Origin of the sequence: Psychroserpens damuponensis, assembly GCF_000826655.1 — a bacterium.
In the GTDB taxonomy this organism is placed as follows: domain Bacteria; phylum Bacteroidota; class Bacteroidia; order Flavobacteriales; family Flavobacteriaceae; genus Psychroserpens; species Psychroserpens damuponensis.
The window spans coordinates 333,424-356,001 of the sequence record NZ_JXJO01000016.1; the positions used below are offsets into that span (position 1 = coordinate 333,424).

The following is a 22,578-nucleotide window of genomic DNA, read 5'->3' on the forward strand; positions in this document are numbered from 1 at the left end:
ATATTTTTGGATTATAGTTTTAAAAGATTGTATCTTTGCACTCGGCAAGTCCTACACAACCAGCTCCTGTTGAATCCTCCAGGTCGGGAACGAAGCAAAGGTAAATGGTCGTAGCGGTGTGATGTAGGTAGCTTGCCTTTTTTTGTGCTCAATGTTGACGTCTTTTTTAAGACTGATTATTATAAATAGAAGAGATTTGTTAGTTAAAACTGGCAAATCTTTTTTCATTTTTATCAAACTTGTAAAATTCATTAGTAATTTTACACCTTTAAGTAAGCGTCATAGGCTAATTGCTAATCGCTAAAACCCGTTTTAAATGTCTAAAGTTGTTTTAATCACAGGAGGATCGTCAGGAATAGGTAAATCTATAGGTGAATTTTTATCACAAAAAGGATTTACAGTTTATGGTACAAGTAGATCGCCAGAACGCTATCCAGATTCTAAAATCAAATTAGTTGCTTTAGATGTGGCAGACGTGTTTTCTGTAGAAAAAGCAATAGAAACTGTTGCCAAAGATGCTGGACGAATTGATGTGGTCATTAACAACGCAGGAGCAGGAATTACTGGTCCTATAGAAGATATCCCAAACGAAGAAATCAAACGTAATTTTGAAACCAACCTTTTTGGACCAATTAATGTGATTAAAGCGGTTTTGCCTCAAATGCGTCAACAAAAATCGGGATTAATTATTAACATCACTTCAATTGCTGGGTATATGGGATTACCATATCGCGGAATTTACAGCGCCAGTAAAGGTGCATTAGAGTTAATTACTGAAGCTTTTAGGATGGAAATTAAAGATTTTAATATTCATATGACTAATGTGGCTCCTGGAGATTTTGCAACTAATATTGCTGCAGGACGCTATCATGCACCTGTAGTAAAAGGGTCTCCTTATGAAACAACTTATGGTAAAGTTTTAAAAGCTATAGATGAAGATGTTGATAGTGGTGATGACCCAATTATGGTGTCTAATATGATTTATAAAATCATTAATACACCAAATCCTAGAATACATTACAAGGTTGGTGCATTTATGCAGAAATTCTCAGTTGTTTTAAAGAGAATCTTGCCAGATAAAGTGTATGAGAAGATGCTATTGAATCATTATAAGCTGTAATTACTTGGTATGTTTTTTGTGAATAATTATTACAATAATCTAACAACATGAAACGTGTATTACCTCTACTTTTAATTTTTAGCGTTTTTATATTTATAAGTTGCGATGATGTTCTAGAATGTGTGATTCTAGCACGTAGTCCAGAATTACCAGATAAAACGTTTCAAGAAGGTCTCGTCAATACTTATTATCAAGACTCATTTGACGCAGAAATCTCAAATGAGCCTCGAGATGACGATTATGGGTATTATTTTGATTTTAATGGAGAGTTACCAGAAGGATTGCATGTCTATTTTGATTATAGAACAGTTTCAATTGAAGGTGTTACTCAAATGGCTGGAACTTTTAATTTTACAATATATTTAGAAGTAGAAGCTCCTTATAGTTATGATGAATATTCTGGAGAACATCAAGACAATATGTGTTCTACAACTACTTCTAAAGAGTATACAATTACTGTTAATTATCAGTAGTTATGTTTTGTTAATATTATTTAATAATATGTGCTTCGGAAAGCGCCATAAAATCGTAAATTCGTCCTTATAAATTAAACACAACTACACATGAAATTTTTTATTGATACAGCCAACCTTGAACAAATTAAAGAAGCTCAAGATCTTGGTATTTTAGATGGTGTAACTACCAACCCTTCATTAATGGCAAAAGAAGGTATTACAGGTCATGATAATATTATGAAACATTATGTAAACATCTGTAATATTGTAGATGGAGACGTTTCTGCAGAAGTTATTGCTACAGATTTTGAAGGTATGGTGAGAGAAGGTGAATTACTTGCAGATTTACATCCTCAAATCGTAGTAAAATTACCAATGATTAAAGATGGTATCAAAGCATGTAAATATTTTACAGATAAAGGCATTAAAACAAATGTAACATTAGTATTCTCACCAGGTCAAGCTTTATTAGCAGCTAAAGCAGGAGCAACGTACGTGTCTCCATTTATTGGTCGTTTAGATGATATTTCTACAGATGGTTTAAACCTTATCGCAGAGATTAGAATGATCTATGATAACTACGGTTTTGAAACTGAAATTCTTGCTGCTTCAGTTCGTCACACCATGCATGTAATTGACTGTGCAAAACTTGGTGCAGATGTTATGACAGGACCATTAAGTTCTATTGTTGGCTTATTAAAACATCCTTTAACAGATATAGGTTTAGAGAAGTTTTTAGCCGATTATAAAAAAGGAAACTAAATCAAAAATATTTAGATTTAATTATAAACAAAAAGCGCTTGAATTCAAGCGCTTTTTGTTTAAAAGTATTGCTAATTAAATTTTAATGCTTTAAAAATGTATGTGACTTCTATACTTAAAAATGAGTACAAAGGATATTAGCATTTAAACTGAAACTAACCAACAGTATTTAGAAGTGTCTGCCTATTTTGAAGCTATAGCCGTTTTAATTAGATGATCGATATGATGGCTAAACAAATCGGTATTTGACTCAACAATATACCCATTTTTATCTACAATTAATACCTTTTGAGAATTGGCAATGGCAAATTTTTGTATAGCTTCATTAGGGTTTTTAAACATGTATTCGTTTTCAGTAGGATACTTTAAAATGTTTAATGTTTTTTTCCAAGCATAAGTATTCATATCATTAATGTTAATGGCTATAAAATCCATATCAGGATATTTAACCTTTAAATTTTTCATCATATAATGATTGTTTCTATAGCTATATTTAAAATTTGATGACCAGCAGTAAATCGCAGTAGGCGCTTTAATAACGTCCTTAAGATTTATTACATTACTATTAAAATCTAAAATATCAATATTAGGTAATGGGTTTCCTGGATATAGATTGATTATCGATTTTGCTAAGTTATTGATATAAGTTTTGTCAATCTCATTAGAACTTTTTTCTAAATAAGAGTCTAGCATACTTTGTGATTGCTCGGCACTCGAACTATTGTAAACAAATACTTTTGTAGCATGTTTAAGCACGTAATCCTTAATAGTAACGTTATCAATCACACTATCTATTAATCGTAATTTTTCTAAGTTGTAATCTAATGCTTGCCTATTAAACTTATGATGATTCCCATCATGGTAGTATTTATTTAAAGCAGTATTGTGAAAATACCAATCCATAAATTTATTATAAGAATACACACCACTTAATGAGACATCATTAAAATCAACATTTTCTCTATAATCGTAAAATTCTTCAGGAAGATCTTTATAATGTATTAATTTATTATTTCCGAAGTACCCAAAAGGATACTTTTCTTTATGCGTGTAGTAGTTGTAATTTATACTTGCTTCAGCAATTTTTTTAAACAAAAGAGAGAATTCTTGCTCAGCAACAAAACGATCTAAATAGTCTAATTTTTGTTGTTTAGCAGAATAAATATGCTTTTCAAAAACCTCAGGTTCTAAGTGTTGAAGTTTAGAGAATTCTTTATTAGCAACTTCATCATTTAAAAATGCTTTAATAAAGTAATTGTTTTTTTTAGAACCAGGTCCAGTATAAACCAATGATTCATCAAAATCATTAGTATTTAAACGTATTAGTATACTATCATTAGGTTCAATAAGGAGCGTTTGATATTCACCACCATGTGTAAAATGATATAAACCTGCTTTTAAATCATCTATTTTGTAAATAAATCTATTTCGATTATCGAGCAAAATCGTATCACGCTCACTTTCATTATTATAAATAGTAACATAATTATTGTTTGGGTTCACAATTTCTCCACCAAAATAGGCCGTATCACCAATTTCGGTTTTTGAATCACAACCTATAAATAATAAACATGTTAATATGCTCAATAATATTAGTCTCATAGATAATTAAAATCGTAGGTATTATATTGATAACAAAAATAAAGATTGCAAGGTCCAACTCTTGTTAATACGTTGTTAAATGTTGATTTTACTAATGTTTAAGGCATCATAGCTTTAAAAAATTAGCCGTTTTAGTTTCATACAATCGTTAGAATTCTCTACTTTTGCAACCTGAAACTTTGAGCATATAAATGTCTTCGGAAATTTTAAAACGCAAAAAGTTGTAACTTAAACAAAAACAGTATGTTATCAGTATCAAATCTTTCGGTGCAATTTGGAAAAAGAGTTCTTTTTGATGAAGTAAATACCTCATTTAATAATGGAAATATTTATGGAATCATTGGTGCAAATGGAGCAGGGAAATCAACCTTTCTAAATATTATTGCAGGTAAGCAAGATCCAACTTCTGGACATGTGCATTTAGAACCTGGTAAACGTATGTCGGTTTTAGAGCAAAATCATAATTTATATGATGAGCACACCGTTTTAGAAACCATCATAATGGGTAACAAACCGTTATTTAAGTTAAAATCAGAAATTGATGCACTCTACGCTGATTATACTGATGAAAATGCCGAAAAAATAGGTGAACTTCAAGTGCAGTTTGAAGAAATGAATGGTTGGAATGCAGATAGTGATGCTGCAGCAATGCTATCTAATCTTGGTATTAAAGAAGAGCACCATTACACATTAATGAAAGATTTAGATGGTAAACAAAAAGTACGTGTGTTATTAGCACAAGCGCTTTTTGGTAATCCAGACCTTTTAATCATGGATGAGCCTACCAACGATTTAGATTATGAAACTATTTCTTGGTTAGAAAACTTTTTAGCCAATTATGACAATTGTGTGATTGTGGTCTCTCACGATAGACACTTTTTAGATGCCGTGTGTACACATATTTCAGATATTGATTTTGGTAAAATCAATCACTTCTCAGGAAACTATACATTTTGGTATGAGTCTTCGCAATTAGCAGCGAGACAACATGCTCAACAAAACAAAAAAGCCGAAGAGAAGAAAAAAGAATTAGAAGAATTTATTAGACGTTTCTCTGCCAACGTTGCAAAGTCTAAGCAAGCAACAAGTAGAAAAAAAATGATCGATAAATTAAATATAGCAGAGATTAGACGTTCTAGTCGTCGTTATCCTGCAATTATTTTTGAGCGTGAGCGTGAAGCTGGTGATCAAATTTTAAATATAGAAGGCCTTTCAAAATCCTTAGAAGGAGATGTTTTATTTAGTAATATCGATATCAACCTTAATAAAGGAGAAAAAGTAGTGTTCTTTTCTAAAGACTCTAGAGCAACCACTGCCTTCTACCAAATTATAAATGGTAAAGAGCAACAAGATGCTGGTACATTTTCTTGGGGAGTAACTACAACTCAATCTTATTTACCATTAGATAACAGTGAGTATTTTGATAATAATCTAACCCTTGTAGATTGGTTACGTCAATGGGCAACTACCGAAGAAGAGCGTGAAGAAGTTCATATTCGCGGATTTCTTGGTAAAATGATCTTTAGTGGAGAAGAAGCTTTAAAAACCTCAAACGTACTCTCTGGAGGAGAAAAAGTACGTTGCATGTTAAGCCGTATGATGATGGTAAGAGCCAATGTTTTAATGCTAGACGAACCTACAAATCACTTAGATTTAGAAAGTATTACAGCGTTTAACAATTCACTTAAAAATTTCAAAGGCACAGTCTTATTTACAACCCATGATCATGAATTTGCGCAAACCGTTGCAAATCGTGTAATCGAGTTAACACCAAGTGGAGTTATTGATCGCTACATGACTTTTGATGAATACATGAGTGATAAGAAAATTAAAGAAATGCGAGATAAAATGTATGCCGTCACAGCATAAATAATTATATCATTTTTTTTACTTCGGAAATTCTAAAACTCCAAGCCTGTTTAAGTTTCTAGTTCTTCTTTAATACTAGAAATAATTCGTTCGGCTTGAGATAATTCGTCGTCATGGACATAAAGTTCTTGGTAACCTTGTATTGAGGCTCCAAAACCTGCAAGTCTGCCAGATTCAGATTCATCTTTAACCACAGCATTAATGCCTGCGCTGTTAAGTCTGTCTAAAGCCAATTGAATAATAATGAAACTTCCTGAGAATATTTTTGTATATGATGTATTTGACATAATAAAAGAATTTAGATTTATAAATTGTAGGTCGTAAATAGGTACATTAAGTTACAAAAAATATATCACATTTAATACAAAATTAACGTCTATGAGGTGGTTATTATTTGTTAAAATGATTTAAAGTTTATGAAGTCTTTATTTTTTTATGAAAAAAAGTGTTAAATCATAATATTTGGTTAATTGTCTGTTAAATTCTAGATGTCACAAAACCGTAATTTCGTTATGTGCGTATCTATAGCAAAACAACAATTAATTATAACTTAAATAAAAAAACATGAAAACATCAAACGTAGTATCAAAAGTATTAAGTATCGCATTAGTAGCAGGTTTTATGGTAGTCGGTCAAAACGCAACTGCGCAAGAAACTAAAATGGAGAAAAAAGAAATGGCAAATAAAATGGACAAAAAAGATAAAATGTCCATGAAAACTAACAGTACAATGCAAGCCAATGCGAAACCTGTTGTAGTAGGAGGCGCAAAAATGTTTCCAACACGTAATATTGTAGAAAATGCAGTCAACTCTAAAGATCATACCACTTTAGTGACAGCAGTCAAATCTGCAGATTTAGTAGAAACTTTATCTAGTGAAGGTCCATTTACAGTATTTGCACCTACAAATAAAGCTTTTGATGTATTACCAGCAGGAACGGTTGAAACATTATTAAAACCAGAGAACAAGAAATCATTACAAACTGTTTTAACCTATCACGTAGTGGAAGGAAAATGGAATGCCGAAGATATTTTAATACTGATTGAAAAAGGAAATGGAAAAGCTGAAATTAAAACCATAAGTGGAGGCATGATCACGGCATGGGTAAAAGGTGAAGATGTCTATATTTCTGATCAAAAAGGAAACTCGGCAAAAGTTACTATTGCAGATGTTAATCAATCTAATGGTGTTATTCATGTCGTTGATACAGTATTATTACCTAAATCTTAATAACTATATGTAAGTAAAACTTTATTAAATAGACCACTTCGTAAATGAAGTGGTTTTTTTATTTATTATAATTTTTAATTATAGCTTTTTATTTCGTTATAGCTTTTATTTATCATTAAATAAGAACAATCAATTTTTTTAATCTTAATTTTAAAGGAAATAAATCTAATTTTATTCCGAATTAAAGTATAAATCATAAAATCTATAATATGGAAAACTCAGCTAAAGATTCAGCAGATCCAATACATGCCGAAAACCAAGAAACAAGTCATCATGGTGGTTCAGATATCAGTCAATGTCCTTTTATGCAAGGCGCTATTACAACTACAGAAAAGACGGTAACCGATTGGTGGCCAAACACATTAAATCTCGATATTTTACATCAGCAAGATTCAAAAACGAATCCTTTAGGTGCAGATTTTGATTATCAGGAAGAATTAAAAAAATTAGATGTAGATGCCCTTAAAAAAGATTTACATGAGTTTATGACCGATTCTCAAGATTGGTGGCCTGCAGATTGGGGACATTATGGAGGATTAATGATTAGAATGGCATGGCACGCAGCAGGAACTTACAGATTGGCTGATGGACGTGGTGGTGGAGGAACAGGCAACCAACGTTTTGCACCATTAAACTCTTGGCCAGATAATGTAAGCTTAGACAAGGCGAGACGTTTACTATGGCCAATCAAAAAGAAATATGGTAATAAAGTAAGTTGGGCCGATTTAATCATCTTAGCTGGTACAATCGCTTATGAGAGTATGGGATTAAAAACTTATGGTTTTGCATTTGGTCGTCAAGATATTTGGCATCCAGAAAAGGATGTATATTGGGGAGCAGAAAAAGAATGGTTAGCACCAAGCGATGAGCGTTACGCAAATGTAGATCACCCTGATACTATGGAAAATCCGTTAGCTGCCGTGCAAATGGGATTAATCTATGTCAATCCAGAAGGTGTAAATGGTAAACAAGATCCTTTAAAAACAGCACAGCAAGTACGCGAAACCTTTAAGCGTATGGCAATGAATGATGAAGAAACGGTTGCTTTAACGGCTGGTGGACATACCGTTGGTAAAACACATGGAAATGGAGATGCAAGTATTTTGGGTCCAGATCCTGAAAGTGCAGGAGTAGACCAACAAGGATTAGGTTGGTCCAACCCAACAAAATCTGGTAAAGGTAGATATACAGTTACTAGTGGTTTAGAAGGCGCTTGGACTACACACCCAACAAAATGGGATAATGGTTTTTTCGAAATGTTATTTAACCATGAGTGGGAATCTAGAAAAAGTCCTGCAGGAGCCGATCAATGGGAGCCTGTAAGTATTAAAGAAGAGGATAAGCCTGTAGATGTTGAAGATTTAACAACAAAGCATAATCCAATGATGACAGATGCAGATATGGCCATGAAAATGGATCCTATTTATAGAGAGATTTCATTAAAATTTATGAATGATTTTGATTATTTCTCAGACACATTTGCGCGTGCTTGGTTTAAATTAACGCATCGTGATATGGGACCTAAAGAGCGTTGGTTTGGTCCAGATGTACCACAAGAAGATTTAATTTGGCAAGATCCTATTCCAAAAGGAAATAATGATTATGATGTGGACGCTGTTAAAGCTAGAATAGCAAGTACAGATTTAACAATTTCAGAATTAGTATCTACCGCTTGGGATAGTGCAAGAACTTATAGAGGATCAGATTATAGAGGCGGATCTAATGGTGCACGAATTCGTTTAAAACCACAAAATACGTGGGAAGCTAACGAGCCTGCTCAACTACAAAAGGTGTTATCTATTTTAGAACCAATTGCTTTACAATTTGGAATAAGCGTTGCAGATACAATAGTATTAGCTGGAAATGTTGGTGTAGAAAAAGCCATAAAAAATGCAGGAATGAACATGAGTGTTCCTTTTGTACCAGGTAGAGGAGATGCTACACAAGAGATGACAGATATTGAATCTTTTGAATCAATGGAGCCACTTGCCGATGGTTATAGAAACTTTCAGAAAAAAGAATATGTTGTAAGTCCCGAAGAAATGATACTAGATAAAACACAATTATTGGGCTTAACAGCAGGCGAAATGACAGTTTTAGTAGGTGGTATGCGTGTTATGGGAACCAATTATGGAGGTACAAAACATGGTGTGTTTACTAATAACGAAGGTGCGCTTACTAACGATTTCTTTGTAAATCTTACAGATATGATTTACGAATGGAAATCACTAGATAATGGTACTTACCAAATTAAAAATCGTCAAACAGGCGACGTTAAATTTACAGCCACTCGTGTAGATTTAGTATTTGGATCTAACTCTGTTTTACGTGCGTATTCAGAATTATATGCGCAAGATGACAGTAAAGAAAAGTTTGTAACAGATTTTGTTGCTGCTTGGACAAAAGTGATGAACGCAAATCGTTTTGATATATAAAAAATAATAGACATTGATATGGAAAGGAATGGCCCTATGGACATTCCTTTTTATTTTAAAATTTTTTAAAAATGAAAAAAGATACAGATGTTTTTTTTGAAGCTATAAGAGTAGGAGATAAAGATCGATTAAAAGCGTTGATAAGTATTAATCCTAATTTAGTTAATCAAAAAGATGCACGAGGTTTTACACCATTAATTTTAGCCACTTACTTTGATAATGAAGAAGCGACACGCATTCTTATTGAGAATAATGCAGATATCAATGCCAAAGATGGATCTGGTAATACAGCTTTAATTGGTGTAAGTTTTAAAGGGAATTTGTCATTAACTACAACATTGTTGGCTCATGATGCAAACGTAAATGCTGTAAATAAAGACGGAACGACTGCCTTAATATTTGCAACACAATACAATAAAATAGACATTGTAAAACTATTGTTGGAGCATGATGCTGATAAATCTATCGAAGATAATTCTGGGAAAACGGCTTTAACTTATGCTTCGGAAAAAGGATGTATCGAGATTGCTGGTCTTTTAAAGTGATACCATCTTTTTTAAGTGGATATTTCCGAAGTGAATAGAACATATGATTTTAAAAAACCTCAGGAGCGTCTGAGGTTTTTTTATATTCTAAACGGAACTATTTTAGTTAAAATCGTCATGCGATAATGCCATGTTTAACGCAGATCCAGCAACATTACCAGAACACACAGCATTGGCTACCGATCTAAACCTAGTTGCATTATCTCCACAAGCATATATGCCAGAAACCGTTGTTTGTTGCATCTCATCTACTTGTATATAACCTGTTTCTGTCATTTCGCAACCTAAGTTTTGTGGAATATTGGTGTGCTGCTCAAAAGGTAATTGTACATAAATGGCATCAAAATGTTCTGTACTTCCGTCGTTATAAATCACTTGTTTTACTGTGCCATTGTCATGAACTATTTCTGTAATATCTTTCTCTATTATCGAAATCTCATGCGCTTGTAATTTTTTTATTTGTACTTCGGAAAAATTAGCATCTCCTTGCGTAATTACAGATAAAGCCTTGGTTAAATTGTGCACCAATTGTGTCATATGATAAGCTTTGTCTCCATTAGATAATATAGCCGTTTTTTTATGTCTAAACTCATAGCCATGACAATACGGACAATGTATAACAGATTTTGACCAAGTGTCTTTAAAGCCTTTAATATTTGGTAAAATATCTTTAATTCCTGTGGCTATAATCAGTTTTTTGGCTTCATAGGCAGTTCCAGATTCTGTGTTTACACTAAATCCGAGATTGGTTGTTTTGGCTTCGGTGACAAAACCCTTAACAAGTTTAACAGTATCATATTTTAAAACTTGAGCTCTTGCTTTTTCTGCAATTACGTGAGGTTTTTCGCCATCTTGTGTCATAAAGTTCTGTGAGTGTGGTGTGTTTCGATTACAAGGTTTTTCGGCATCTATAATGAGTACGTTTCTAAGTGATCGTCCTAACGTCATTGCTGCAGATAAACCCGAATAACTACCTCCAATTATTATAACGTCAAATTCTTTTTTGTCTTTCATAGCATTATATGTTGTGATTGCAGATGATGAAAAAAGGTAGCGCTGCAGCTGTTACTGCTGATGCACTCTATATAATAAACTCTTTTTTTTTTCATATCCATTTATGTTACAAATGTAAATAAATATTTATTAATGCAACTAAGTTGCGTTAGTAATTTTAAAAATGAATGTCTTTATAAAAATGACTTACTTAGCCACACTGCATTTTAATGACATGGAAAAAAAAATCAGATGTGCTCTAGAGTTAGAAAACTATAGTGCTTTTTTGAAAGCTGTGCTTTTAGTTTTTCAGAAACATTTCCTTTATTTCCTTAGCTGTTTGCCTTGCTGTTTTACCAACGCCATAGATAGTTGCCGATGCAAAACCAGTCCAATTACCATAGCCAACAAGCCATAAATTAGGTTCTAAAATAGATCGCGTATAGTCGGTTTTTATTTTATGATCTTCAATAACATGAAGTGATTTTAAATGATTTAAGTTCGCCTTGAAACCAGTGCACCAAATTACAGTATCAAACTTTTCTTTTACATCGTTTTGCCAAATAACGCCTTCATTATAAAATGATTTAAATGGTCTAACTGCATGTAAAACGTTTCTTTCTCTTGCTTCTTTTACACTTTGTATCATAACGATACTAGATAATGATATTTTTGGTTTATTGTTAGTATTTGATTTATCAAAAAACCTATTGTTTGCGTCTTCAAATAAATAACGACCATCAATATCATCTGGCAAAAATTGAGGGTCATTTAATGTTACCCATTTCGTTTGAGCATGCTTTGATACTTCTGCCAAAATTTGCGCACCAGAATTTCCACCTCCAACAATCAAAACTTTTTTATCTTTTAAATGATTTGAGTTGCTATAATGAGCAGAGTGGATTTGTTCTCCTGTAAATAATTTGCTGTTGGGATATGACGGTATAAAAGGATGTTTCGCCGTTCCTGTTGCGCTTACAACTGCTTTTGAATAGATAATACCTTGTGAGGTTTCTATTTTAAAATACTCGGTTTCTTTTTTAATAGTTATGACTTCTGTTTCTCTTTGAATAGGAAAATTATATCGATTTTCATAAGCTTTAAGGTAGTTTATAAACTCTGTTTTGGTTGGATATTCAGTTTTACTTTTTGGCATGGCCCAACCGGATAATGAACTATAAGCAGATGGTGAAAATAATTTTAAACTATCCCAAGTTTTTAACCAAGAACCTCCAGGCTGTGTTTGATTATCTAAAATGAGATATTTTAAATGAGTTCGTTTTAAAAAATATGCAACAGACAATCCTGCTTGTCCACCACCAATTATAATTACATCATACGTTTTCATATCCATTGCATAGTTTTTTAGTATAAAACTAGAGTGTTTTTTCTATTTTATAAGGTGTTTTATTAATGGCTTCTTTTATTTGTTTCTCTGTGGTTTTAGAGGAGTCAAACCAAACTGTTAATTGTTGGTTTTTTACATTTGCTTTAGAACTTATGTAACCTTTTACTTTTTTTAGTGAAAATTCTACAATGCCTGTGCAACACGATTGCTTAAATCTTTTTAATTGATACGTTTTCTTAATCGTTTTGTTTTGATTGGTTTCTGTTTTGACTTCAGAATCTGTCTTTGTTTGGCTAATTCCAACACAAGTTGTTAAAAGTAAACTGCTAAATAAAATTAAGGATTTTGATTTTAAAATGTTCATTTTTTATGTTTTTAGTTGATTAAATAAGGAAAAATTAAGATGAGAATTGTTAGTATAGCAATACTCCATAAAAAGGGTTTTGAGTTTAAGAATGCTAGCGCTTTTCTTTGTTTTTTATCTAAATTTTTAATGACGTTTTGGTCTTCAACGGCACAGCATTGTTCTTGCTTTTTAGGATAGTAAGCACGATAAAGGTTGTAGCTAATAGTTATTAAACTAAAGGCTATTAAATAAGGTTTTATTGTTGCTACCCATACCAATTGCGATACGCTAGCACCTAACATACCTGCAAGAGCCATTAACGGACCAATGCAACATGTACATGCTATTAATGCTAACAAAATGGCACTAATGGAAGATATAATTGATTTCATGATTTAAAATATTAAGTTAAAAATGTATCCCGAAATAATCATTCCGATACCTATCACCGAAAAGAATGCTATAATGAGTTTTTTCTGCATAACTTTTTTTAGTAAGAGTGCTTCTGGTAAGGATAAACCAATAGATCCCATCATAAAAGCAATGGCAGTACCAAGTGGTACACCTTTGTCAACAAGTGTTTCTACTACAGGTAATACTCCAACAGCATCTATATATAACGGAATTCCCATTATTACAGCAATTGGTACGGCAAAAGGATTAGATTCTGAAATGTAAGTTTCAAAAAAAGATTGTGGTACGTAACCATGAATAAAAGCTCCAATTCCTATCCCAATAAAAATATAGGGCACTAGTTTTCTTAATGTATTTTTGGCTTCATTATTAATTGCAGGAAAACGTTGCATTAAGGATTTTTGGTTTGCTATTGTATTATTTGTAGCAGGTTTTATTTCTTTTAACCATTCAGCGACATGCTCAGACATTCCCATTTTATCTAAAATAATTCCACCAATTATCCCTAAAATAATACCAGATAAAATATAGATGAGTGTCACTTTCCAACCGTAGGATACCCAAAATAATACAATTGCTATTTCGTTAACTAATGGTGATGTTATTAGAAATGATAAAGCAATACTTAATGGGATTCTCGCTTGCATCATACCTACAAACAAAGGAATGGAAGAGCAAGAACAAAATGGTGTTACAGCACCTAATAATGAGGCTAAAATATTTCCTAATCCAGATTTTTTATGGCGCTCCAAATACAGGCGTATTTTATCCATGGGCAAATAGCTTGTAACAATACCCATTACATATGTTACCACAACAACTAATATTGAAATTAGTATAAATGTTGTAATAAAATAATGTAGGGCAGAAGCCAAGAGTCCAGATTGTTCTAAGCCTAGAATTTCATAAACAATATAGCCTGAGAAATTAGAGAGTAATTCTGTTAATTTTTCCATCTAAACTGTTTTTAGTGCAGTAATCAAATCTGCATCAGACTTAAAAGATTTAAAGTCGTAAACTTTTCCGTTAACAACTATGGAAGGAAAAGACATGGTGCCATAAACCATAGTGTCTTGTAATTCAGAAAGTTCTTCTATAGTAACGAAAAGCTCGTTTTCCTGTGCAATTTTTTCTAATTGTGCTTTAATTGGAGAACCTTTGGCACAACACGAAGAGTGTAAAATTTTAATTTCAGTTTTCATAATTTGTGTTTTTAATTAAACGTTTATATGAAGTCTGAAATAGGTCACAAAAAGACACAAGTTTTTTACATTATTTTTAAAAAAAAATGCATTTGTATTTTAAAACGCTAATTTAGAGTGTTTTAGTTTTAAGTTCTTTTGCAATGTTTTGAAGTGGTTCGCAAGATGTTTTTATAGTACAGTCTATAAAATTACCTTGTTTATCGTATTCAAGATGGCAACATTCTACAAACAAGGCTCTTAATTTTGTTCGTGCACGTTGAATACGCATTTTAGTGGCCGATAATTCTAAATGTAATTGTTTTGCTATGTCCTTTTGAGAGATTTTATCAATATCACTGAGCATTAAAGGTGTGGCGTATTTTTCTGGTAATAGTTTAATGGCCGGAATAACATAATCTGACACTAATATTTTTGAAAGATCACTGTCTACTTCCGCTTCAAGATGCCATTCATTATCTAAATTATATTCCATATTATGTTTTTTATAATAATCATAAATGGTATTTCTGCTCACTTGAAAAAGCCAAGCTTTTATATTGTTAATCTCTTTATTTTTCTGATGAGATTCAATTAGTTTTATCATCACTTCTTGCACAATGTCTTCTGCAACTGTAACATTGTTAACTTTACTTAAAATATAAGATTTTAAGTAGTTATAAAACTCTTGAACGACTTCATTAATGTTACAGCATTCTTTTTTCATTGGTTTTTATTAAAGTACGGAAGTGCTAATTTAAAAGTTAAATTAATTGATAAATCTAAGATAGTAAAAGAAATTTAAGCATTTGCCAATACTAATATGACTTTTTGAGTTTGTTTTCCTAATTCACTGTATCAACCTGTTGTGATGTCTTGCTTTTACATTGATATACGCCATGTTTAGCGTTTGGTTTTGTATGTTTAATTCTAGAGTTGAAACCGGAAAAGGATACTTGTAGTTAGATAATTGTAGGTCCAACCATTTTAAATTATCGGTTTGTGCAACTGTGAGTTGCATTGCAATTATAATTAAAGCTCGTGCTATTATTCTTTTTATGAGTCTTGTTTTTTAATGCAACCAGTGTCAACCAAGCTGCTATGTTTGGTTTTCATAAAATGAATGCCTTTACAGGTATGACGTGCTTAGCCACACACCATTTTCATGATATGGAAAAAAATGCAGATGTACCTTTAGAGTTAGAACAGTATCGTGCTTTTTTAGCTGGTGTTTTGGGGTAGGATAGAGCTAGCCATGAATTATTCACGATGTTAACCACTGGCTTTATTCTTCAATTATTCGTTTTATTCTTTCAAATACAGTCTTTTCATAACTGTCAAATTCATTTAATATTCTTTTACTGTCTGTTGCATTGTTAGAATCATAATAATCTACAATTTTTTGAGGAACACCAAAATCACTTGCAATTCTAGCTTCTTCGCTAAATGCATTGTATTCTAACTTAATTAATAATTTGTCAATTCCAGGAACTTCATCAATTGTAGTATTTAGTTTTTTTGATTCAATGTATTTGTACATTAAATTGAATATTCCTAGGTATTTCACTAATTGATATTTGAAAGTATTGAATATTAAACTAGCACTATCTCTCATAGCTTTGTTTACTATTGTACCGTAATTAATTGTAAACTCATTTCCGTTTTGTTCTTGAAGAAATTTTTTCTTTTCTTGTTGTTTAATATAACGATTATAATAAAACTCATAATTTCCATTAAATCCTTTAGTAAGATAACTATTTAGAGAAACTATCAAGATAGAGTATTCTTTATTATCAAACTTATCAAAATAAGTATTTGTAATTAATCCTCTCAAATTTTCATTCTGAATTAGCTCTAGACATAAGTTTAAAATTATTTGTAAACCTTCTTTATTTATCCTTAATGAAGGGGAATTTAATCTTCTAATAAGAAGTTTAATTTTTTGTAACTCATTTATGTTTAATAAAATAATTTTATCATAAAAAATAATTTTATCCCTTTTACTCATAGCTTTAAATTGAGAAATTATATCATTTGGTATTCCTCTTTCAGCTTGCATTTGACTGACTTCCTCAAGTCTTTCTTTACTTCTATCATCTAAAAATTGATTTGGTGTCATTTCATCATCAATCTCTGACTTCACTTGATTTGGGTCGTAATTTTTATGCTTTATTGGTTCGCCTTGTTGATTTAATTTCGATATAAATTCTGTATCGAGCGAAATAACTCGACCTGTATAATGCTCCATAAATCTACCTGCTCTTCCTGCAATATTTTTAGCATCAAATGTCAGCAATGGTTTGGCGTGATTACCAGAACCTTTAAGACTTTTGTAAACAATCATATTTTTTGCAGTTGTATTTACGCCTTCTGTGATTGTTGTAGTTGAACAGAGAATATTGAGACCTGATTCTGAATTATTGAAGAGATTTACAATTTCTTTTTGAATGTATTTTGGCACAACTCCGTGATGAACTCCGATCCCTTTTTCCAAGCCTTTTATTATAATCCATTCGTTATTATATTTATTTTTAAGGTGATTTAGAAATGAATTTATGTATTCACTAGTAATATTGCTTCTTTCGTAATTTGATGCTACGCTTTCTGCAATGGCTTTTGTATTACAGTATACTATAGCGTTTTCATTATTTATAAGTATTCTATCTAAAAGTTCTTGAATTTTTTGCTTTTTTGATTTCTTTCCTTTTAAGTTAAACGTTATGCCATCTACAGTAATTTCTGTTTTGACATTTTCAATATTGGTTTGGCTAACTTTTACTATCTCATATTCATTTCTAAGTAGTTTTGTTATCTCTAAATCGTTTAGAAATAAGTCAAAAGAAGGGTTGTAAAAATCTGAGTTTTCATTTAAAACTTCAATATATGGACCAGCTAATAATATGTCGATATTTGGAAATCTGGAAAGACCATAAAAAATAGACATTCTATAGGCAACATCTCTTTCATTTTCTCGCGCCTCATCATCGATAATATATCCATTATCTATTTTGTAAACTTCATCAACGAATATGAAATCTAGGTTTAGACCTTCATTTTTTTTGTCAAGGAATGAAAGGAATCTTTCAGGCGTAAAAATAAAAATATTATATTCTCCATAGTCATTATCAATATCACTTAAAGTATGAATCTCATAATCTATTGGGAAATTAATTTTTCCCTCTTTTATTTTTGCTAGATTTTCTGATAAAAGAGCAATACTCGGAAAAATTAATACAATATTTTTATATTGAATTTTTTTAATAACTTCATATACTAAATGGGTTTTGCCAAATGAAGTTGATGCTGAAAGGAAAAAACGATTTTTGTTGCCAAAGACGAAAAGGTCTAATATTTCTTTTTGATACTGATGTAATTTTGAATTATCATCTGTGTAAAGAGTTGATTCGTAAAGCAAAGATGATATTGTACTTAAACCAATATTTTCGTCATCTATTTTTAAAGAGTTTTCATTGTTGAAATTTGTTAGAATATCGTAATAATGTGGTATTCCTGCTTTATTAGATAGATATAGTAGAAACCTTTTATCAGCATCATCAAGGTCTTCGTTTTTAATGAAATCAAAATATTCACAAACACTACTTAAAAGATGGTAGTCTTCCAATTCTCCATTGTTAAATGAATTTAGTGCTGTTACGACATTAAGGGTTCTTTCGTGTCTATCCATTTAATTATTGTTTCTTTTGTTGCTTTAACATCATCTATTGGTAAGAATATGAAAAATATTGAAAAATCAATACTTATATCATCAAAGCTAATATGACTGAATTTGTCTTTTATATGTTCGACTGCTAGTTTGATTGAATCACTATAAGTTTCGCTAATCGAGTTGTATGTAACCAGTACTGGATAAATTAAACTTATATTATTATCATTTAATTCTTTTTCCAGAGAATCTATGATGCATTTGTCCCATTTATCTAATATCGAATATAATTTTGAAGTTTTATCAACTATATTGCCTTTATGTTGAAGTATTGTAGTGAAGTTTGTGTTTACTAAATAGTCATCAGAAATTGCTTTTTCAATACTCTTAAAAACGCTATTTATTGCGCTTTTACAATCTTCATAAAATTTTGTTTCGCCAAACCATAATTCAATTTCATCTTTTCTTTGAACTAAATGAAACGCATCATAGCCCGTAACTTCGGTTTTCTTTTGAATGTCGTAAAAGTATCCTCTTGATATTAAGGTGTCAGTTTTATAAAAATGCTTTAGAATACAATAGAGTAGAGATTCTCCATAAATACCCAATTTCCTTTTTGCTAGGTCACTAGCAGAATAATTGTATTTAAACTTATTATTAAATGCTTTTAGAAACATTTTCTGATGATTAGCATCATTTAGCTGAAATTCGTCATAAGCATAATATAAAATACCTTCGTAAATTATTTTTGCTAAACCTGAATCATTATTTGATTTATAGCAGTTATCTTTAATATTTGTCGAAGTAACACAAGTTCTGTCAATCTTAGTTGTTAAGTCAGGTAAACTGCATTCGAGAAGAATAGTTTTACTTATTAAATTTTTTAGACTTGCTTTCATTGGTGGTTTTTCAGCATGTTGCTAACTCGTTATATCATAACATTTACAACTCATATCCCATAAACTAAATAGGCTTTTAAACTTATAAAGTCATGAACTACGAACTTAATTATATTTATTAATATCTATGTGTAATTTTCCGTAAGGTTCTAATAATTAGTCAGCAATTTAAAATTTTTATTCTAGATTAATTACGGTTAACCGTAATAAGCAAAAAAAAACCACCAAGCTTGCGCCAAGTGGTTTTTAAATACTCTATTAAAAGTTTTAGGGTTTGTATTACACTTCAAAAAAACCGGTAATATCTTTAAATTTATTGTTTTCGGTTTGTATAAAACTAGAGCCTTCATTAATAATGTCGTTTTCAGCGTTAAGCATGTTCCACTTTACTAAAAATCGGTTATTGTGGGTAGAGATGTGTGTTGCATCAAAGGTAATACCAGGCGCTTGTGCTTGAAACTGTTGTATGGCTTCGTTTATTTGATCGACACCTTTTACAGCCATAACAGGATCTGTATAGGTAAAGTTTTGCGCTAAAATATGTTGTAATTCTTGCGCTCTTTCTGTGGTATTGGTGATGGTCCAACTGTTGCACCATACATTCCATGCGTATTTAAAATCGTTCATTTTTGTGGTTTTTAGTTTTTAAAATTCTTGTATTGTTGGTCGAATTACTAACTCGTTAATATCTACGTCTGCAGGTTGCTCGATAGCGTAGGCTACCGCTTTTGCAATAGAAATTGCCGGAATAGCATCTTTGTACACCTGCTGTATAAATTGTGAGGTGGCCTGATCTGAGCTTCCTAATTGTAGTTCGGAATCTATTAAACCTGGTGAGAGAATAGTGGTTCTAATATCTTTACCAACTTCTTGCCTTAAGCCTTCACTTATGGCACGAACAGCATATTTTGTCCCACTGTAAACTGCTCCGCCAGGACTTACTTTTAAGCCAGCAACAGATGCTAAGTTGATAAAGTGACCCGATTTTTGCTTCTGAAATTCTGGTAAGGCTGCTGCAATACCGTATAACACACCTTTTATGTTGACATCAATTGTACTGTCCCATTCGTCAATTTTTAGCGCACTTAATGGTGCTAAAGGCATGATACCAGCATTATTAACCATAACATCAATTTTACCAAAACTGCTAATGGCTTTTTCTACTAAAGCTTTTACATCATTTGCATTGGTAACATCTGTTTTTAAAACTTCGGCTTTTCCACCGTTTTTTATAATTTTAGCTGCTACGTTTTCTAATTTTTCTATTCTACGCGCACCTAAAACTATTTTTGCTCCGCGTTCGGCCAAATAATAAGCTGTAGCTTCTCCTAATCCGCTACTTCCTCCTGTAATGACTACGACTTTATCTTCGATGTTATTTTTCATTTTACTTTTTATTTAAGTTTTGTTTCTAATAAGTATTCCATTTGGTAGGCTTTTAAAGAGCCATCTTGTATGGGTTGTGTTAATTGGTTTACTTGGTCTGCTCCAAATGGTAAACCTACAACTGTACGTGTTGGTCTGCTGCCTTGTGGCATTTCGGCTAGATCTAAATAAGCTTCAGCTACTAAAGTTGGTGCAGGAATGTCTTGCGATTGCATTAGTGTGGCAAAACCTTCCATCATACCATGAAATATGCTTTGTAAGTCGCTATTTTGTGCTACAATTTCTGTTCTGGCTTCTGGTACAAACGATGCTGCTAAATTGGTTGCAAATGGTCCAGGCTCTACAATAACAGCTTCTACACCAGTAGGCGCTAACTCGTATTTTAGACTTTGTGTATAGGCTTCTACAGCTGCTTTAGAGGCACCATAGGTCGCTGCAAAAGGTGCAAATACTCTACCATAAGACGATGTTGTGTTTATAATTAAGCCTTGTCCTGCTTGGCGCATGCTTGGTAAAACAGCTTGTGTGGTTCTAATAATACCGTAGTAGTTCACATTCATTAATTGGTTGGCTTGCTCTACGCTAAAGGCTTCGGCAATTCCCATATGCATTATTCCTGCATTGTTTACTAGTACGTCTACGGTTTCGGCTTCAGCCAAAATGCTTTCCATGGCTTTATTTACAGAAGCATCTGTAGCGACATCCATATCTACTACTTTAATATGTGAAGCATAGGCTTCTAATTCTTTTTTTATAGCCTCGTTTTTTTGAGAGGCTCTCATCGTTGCATATACTTTGTAGTTGTGGTCTGCAAAATGTTTAGCTGCTAATAATCCGAATCCGCTGCTACTTCCTGTTATGATTACGTTTTTCATGTTTTTGAAATTTTATATTTTAATTATTACTTTTATTATGCAAGCAAAATTACAACATTACTTTTGTTTTGCAAGTAAAAAATGAAATTAATTTCATTTTGCAAGTAATAAATTAAAAAATGTACCTTTGTAACGGATTAATAAAAAGCCCTTTGTTATGATAAAAACAGAATTTAGATGTAACTGCCCAATTAGTACAGCTTTAGATGTTGTAGGGGATAAATGGTCTATTATCATTATTAAGCAGATGCTTATTGAAGGTAAAAAAACGTTTAAAGATTTTATTGAAAGTGATGAAGCTATAGCAACAAACATCTTGTCTTCGCGATTGAAAATGCTTGAAGAATTTAATATAATTACTAAAGGAAAACTTCCTGAAAATAAAAAGACCAATATTTATACGTTAACCGATAAAGGTCTTGATTTAACGCCTGTAATAGTAGAGTTATCGCTTTGGAGTGATAAACATATGCGTGATTTTCATCCGGAATTGTATTCTGGAGATGCTATTGATGTTATTAGACAAGATAAAACGACTTATATTAAAAATACGATAGGGAAGTATAGGGCAGAACACAGTAAGGTATAAGTAAATTAGCAGACTTATTTGTGCTATTACATTATAAAATAATTATAGCAGAAAAGAATTAAAGGTTAGGTTTAAATCTTAACTGCCATTTTTTATTTACGTTGTTAAAACCTGTTAGTGGTATTAATTTGTTTTTCCTAATACAAGTTTAGAAAATGGTATTCCTGTCACCCTTGTGCTTCCAATAATATAGGTTAGCGCTAATATTAAATCCATACCTGTAATGTACAACATAGGTTCAGGAACTTCGCCATTTGTTGAAGCGTAGAACACAAATAACACACTAAAGAAACGCACTAAACCGTTCCAAACAATAATAGATGCTCTTGTAGCTATTTTTTTTGTTGCCCATACCAATGCTGCTCCAGCAAATATGATGAATTCGCCAGATACCGCATTGGTAATTAACGATTCTCCGGTTTTATTTGATAAGGCTTCTATAATCATCCATATACCTATTGGGAAATTAAAAATTCCCGTAATTAGGACGAACTTTTTGAATAAATTGTTTGAATTTTTCATTTTAGAATTACTTTTTACTACTATTTTTTTTCTGAATGTTCAATGACGCTTCTGCCCAAATTGTTAACTGGTCTGCATCTTCCAAAACCGCTATTGGAACTTCGTAAAAGGAAGCCACCACACTATTGTTTTTAAACAATTTTAAAGATTGAGCATCTGCTGCTTTATAATGTGCTTGGTTACTGTTGGCTACCTTAAAATAAACCATTTCTTTGGAGATGATACCGAACATATAACCATCTGCATACAATCCGATGACACCAAACATTCGTTTTGGGTGAATCGTTTTCCAGCTAGATAATTGGTCTAGAATAAAATCTAAATAGTCGGTGGAAGTTGTCAT

General features: G+C 31.9%; 26 protein-coding genes and 1 other RNA gene. 10 read left to right on the forward strand and 17 right to left on the reverse strand.

What is annotated here, in order from left to right; all coding sequences use genetic code 11:
* The first annotated feature begins 42 nt into the window (after window positions 1-42).
* From ffs to fsa, 4 genes are all read left to right on the forward strand, one after another.
* Window positions 43-141: signal recognition particle sRNA small type (gene ffs, locus TD29_RS18195), an RNA gene on the forward strand.
* Window positions 142-316: 175 nt separating this feature from the next.
* Window positions 317-1,120, forward strand: a complete 804-nt coding sequence (locus tag TD29_RS08370; protein ID WP_040280019.1) for an SDR family oxidoreductase — start codon at window positions 317-319, stop codon at window positions 1,118-1,120.
* A 47-nt stretch (window positions 1,121-1,167) separates the two neighbouring features.
* Entirely contained in the window at window positions 1,168-1,593 is a 426-nt protein-coding gene (locus tag TD29_RS08375) for a hypothetical protein (protein WP_040280020.1), read from the forward strand.
* 90 nt (window positions 1,594-1,683) lie between these two features.
* Complete coding sequence (gene fsa / locus TD29_RS08380; protein ID WP_040280021.1) at window positions 1,684-2,337, forward strand: fructose-6-phosphate aldolase; 654 nt, start codon at window positions 1,684-1,686, stop codon at window positions 2,335-2,337.
* Window positions 2,338-2,520: 183 nt separating this feature from the next.
* Here the strand turns inward: fsa and TD29_RS08385 are convergent, their stop codons facing one another.
* Window positions 2,521-3,924 carry a TlpA family protein disulfide reductase gene (locus tag TD29_RS08385; protein ID WP_152611488.1) on the reverse strand — a complete coding sequence of 468 codons (1,404 nt, stop codon included), beginning with the start codon at window positions 3,922-3,924 and terminating at the stop codon, window positions 2,521-2,523.
* Window positions 3,925-4,182: 258 nt separating this feature from the next.
* On the opposite strand from TD29_RS08385, the gene TD29_RS08390 reads away from it, so the two are divergent.
* The gene (locus TD29_RS08390) at window positions 4,183-5,808 is read left to right on the forward strand and encodes an ABC-F family ATP-binding cassette domain-containing protein (protein WP_040280023.1); all 1,626 of its coding nucleotides are present in this window, start codon (window positions 4,183-4,185) and stop codon (window positions 5,806-5,808) included.
* A gap of 50 nt (window positions 5,809-5,858) precedes the next feature.
* Here the strand turns inward: TD29_RS08390 and TD29_RS08395 are convergent, their stop codons facing one another.
* Window positions 5,859-6,095, reverse strand: coding sequence for a putative signal transducing protein (locus TD29_RS08395; protein WP_040280024.1), 237 nt, complete (start codon window positions 6,093-6,095; stop codon window positions 5,859-5,861).
* Window positions 6,096-6,513: 418 nt separating this feature from the next.
* Here TD29_RS08395 and TD29_RS08400 point away from each other — a divergent pair, with 418 nt between their 5' ends.
* The 3 genes from TD29_RS08400 to TD29_RS08410 all read left to right on the forward strand — a co-directional run bounded on the left by TD29_RS08400 (window position 6,514) and on the right by TD29_RS08410 (window position 10,018).
* Window positions 6,514-7,038 carry a fasciclin domain-containing protein gene (locus TD29_RS08400; RefSeq protein ID WP_040280145.1) on the forward strand — a complete coding sequence of 175 codons (525 nt, stop codon included), beginning with the start codon at window positions 6,514-6,516 and terminating at the stop codon, window positions 7,036-7,038.
* Between the two features lie 209 nt (window positions 7,039-7,247).
* On the forward strand, window positions 7,248-9,473 hold the full coding sequence (katG, locus tag TD29_RS08405) for a catalase/peroxidase HPI (RefSeq protein ID WP_084203421.1): 2,226 nt from the start codon (window positions 7,248-7,250) through the stop codon (window positions 9,471-9,473).
* 71 nt (window positions 9,474-9,544) lie between these two features.
* Complete coding sequence (locus TD29_RS08410; RefSeq protein ID WP_040280025.1) at window positions 9,545-10,018, forward strand: ankyrin repeat domain-containing protein; 474 nt, start codon at window positions 9,545-9,547, stop codon at window positions 10,016-10,018.
* A 102-nt stretch (window positions 10,019-10,120) separates the two neighbouring features.
* Here TD29_RS08410 and TD29_RS08415 read toward each other — a convergent pair whose 3' ends face one another.
* The 8 genes from TD29_RS08415 to TD29_RS18515 all read right to left on the reverse strand — a co-directional run bounded on the left by TD29_RS08415 (window position 10,121) and on the right by TD29_RS18515 (window position 15,321).
* Window positions 10,121-11,032: an NAD(P)/FAD-dependent oxidoreductase gene (locus TD29_RS08415; protein WP_040280026.1), complete on the reverse strand. Its 912-nt coding sequence runs from the start codon at window positions 11,030-11,032 to the stop codon at window positions 10,121-10,123.
* 280 nt (window positions 11,033-11,312) lie between these two features.
* Window positions 11,313-12,383, reverse strand: a complete 1,071-nt coding sequence (locus TD29_RS08420) for an ArsO family NAD(P)H-dependent flavin-containing monooxygenase (RefSeq protein ID WP_262501113.1) — start codon at window positions 12,381-12,383, stop codon at window positions 11,313-11,315.
* Between the two features lie 4 nt (window positions 12,384-12,387).
* Window positions 12,388-12,723, reverse strand: coding sequence for a heavy-metal-associated domain-containing protein (locus TD29_RS08425; RefSeq protein WP_040280028.1), 336 nt, complete (start codon window positions 12,721-12,723; stop codon window positions 12,388-12,390).
* Window positions 12,724-12,734: 11 nt separating this feature from the next.
* Entirely contained in the window at window positions 12,735-13,097 is a 363-nt protein-coding gene (locus TD29_RS08430; RefSeq protein WP_040280029.1) for a hypothetical protein, read from the reverse strand.
* 3 nt (window positions 13,098-13,100) lie between these two features.
* Window positions 13,101-14,075 carry a permease gene (locus TD29_RS08435; protein WP_040280030.1) on the reverse strand — a complete coding sequence of 325 codons (975 nt, stop codon included), beginning with the start codon at window positions 14,073-14,075 and terminating at the stop codon, window positions 13,101-13,103.
* Window positions 14,076-14,321: a thioredoxin family protein gene (locus TD29_RS08440; RefSeq protein ID WP_040280031.1), complete on the reverse strand. Its 246-nt coding sequence runs from the start codon at window positions 14,319-14,321 to the stop codon at window positions 14,076-14,078. It abuts the gene before it with no gap.
* Window positions 14,322-14,433: 112 nt separating this feature from the next.
* Window positions 14,434-15,027: a sigma-70 family RNA polymerase sigma factor gene (locus TD29_RS08445; RefSeq protein WP_052467029.1), complete on the reverse strand. Its 594-nt coding sequence runs from the start codon at window positions 15,025-15,027 to the stop codon at window positions 14,434-14,436.
* A 123-nt stretch (window positions 15,028-15,150) separates the two neighbouring features.
* On the reverse strand, window positions 15,151-15,321 hold the full coding sequence (locus TD29_RS18515; protein WP_161792612.1) for a hypothetical protein: 171 nt from the start codon (window positions 15,319-15,321) through the stop codon (window positions 15,151-15,153).
* Between the two features lie 80 nt (window positions 15,322-15,401).
* On the opposite strand from TD29_RS18515, the gene TD29_RS18205 reads away from it, so the two are divergent.
* Entirely contained in the window at window positions 15,402-15,542 is a 141-nt protein-coding gene (locus tag TD29_RS18205; RefSeq protein ID WP_174435342.1) for a hypothetical protein, read from the forward strand.
* Window positions 15,543-15,585: 43 nt separating this feature from the next.
* Here the strand turns inward: TD29_RS18205 and TD29_RS08450 are convergent, their stop codons facing one another.
* The 5 genes from TD29_RS08450 to TD29_RS08470 all read right to left on the reverse strand — a co-directional run bounded on the left by TD29_RS08450 (window position 15,586) and on the right by TD29_RS08470 (window position 21,124).
* Window positions 15,586-17,985 (reverse strand): DEAD/DEAH box helicase, encoded by a 2,400-nt coding sequence (locus TD29_RS08450; RefSeq protein ID WP_040280032.1) that lies wholly within the window; start codon window positions 17,983-17,985, stop codon window positions 15,586-15,588.
* Window positions 17,952-18,863: a HamA C-terminal domain-containing protein gene (locus TD29_RS17860; protein ID WP_052467030.1), complete on the reverse strand. Its 912-nt coding sequence runs from the start codon at window positions 18,861-18,863 to the stop codon at window positions 17,952-17,954. Before TD29_RS17860 ends, TD29_RS08450 begins: the two co-directional genes overlap by 34 nt.
* A 279-nt stretch (window positions 18,864-19,142) precedes the next feature.
* Window positions 19,143-19,490 carry a nuclear transport factor 2 family protein gene (locus tag TD29_RS08460; protein WP_040280033.1) on the reverse strand — a complete coding sequence of 116 codons (348 nt, stop codon included), beginning with the start codon at window positions 19,488-19,490 and terminating at the stop codon, window positions 19,143-19,145.
* Window positions 19,491-19,508: 18 nt separating this feature from the next.
* A complete protein-coding gene (locus TD29_RS08465) occupies window positions 19,509-20,249 on the reverse strand; it encodes an SDR family oxidoreductase (protein ID WP_040280034.1) in 741 nt (246 codons plus the stop codon).
* An 8-nt stretch (window positions 20,250-20,257) separates the two neighbouring features.
* Window positions 20,258-21,124: an SDR family oxidoreductase gene (locus TD29_RS08470; protein WP_040280035.1), complete on the reverse strand. Its 867-nt coding sequence runs from the start codon at window positions 21,122-21,124 to the stop codon at window positions 20,258-20,260.
* Between the two features lie 157 nt (window positions 21,125-21,281).
* Between TD29_RS08470 and TD29_RS08475 the strand changes: the two genes are divergently transcribed.
* Window positions 21,282-21,713, forward strand: a complete 432-nt coding sequence (locus TD29_RS08475; protein WP_040280036.1) for a winged helix-turn-helix transcriptional regulator — start codon at window positions 21,282-21,284, stop codon at window positions 21,711-21,713.
* A 123-nt stretch (window positions 21,714-21,836) separates the two neighbouring features.
* Here TD29_RS08475 and TD29_RS08480 read toward each other — a convergent pair whose 3' ends face one another.
* On the reverse strand, window positions 21,837-22,235 hold the full coding sequence (locus TD29_RS08480; protein WP_152611489.1) for a hypothetical protein: 399 nt from the start codon (window positions 22,233-22,235) through the stop codon (window positions 21,837-21,839).
* 7 nt (window positions 22,236-22,242) lie between these two features.
* Window positions 22,243-22,578, reverse strand: coding sequence for a TfoX/Sxy family protein (locus TD29_RS08485; RefSeq protein ID WP_040280038.1), 336 nt, complete (start codon window positions 22,576-22,578; stop codon window positions 22,243-22,245).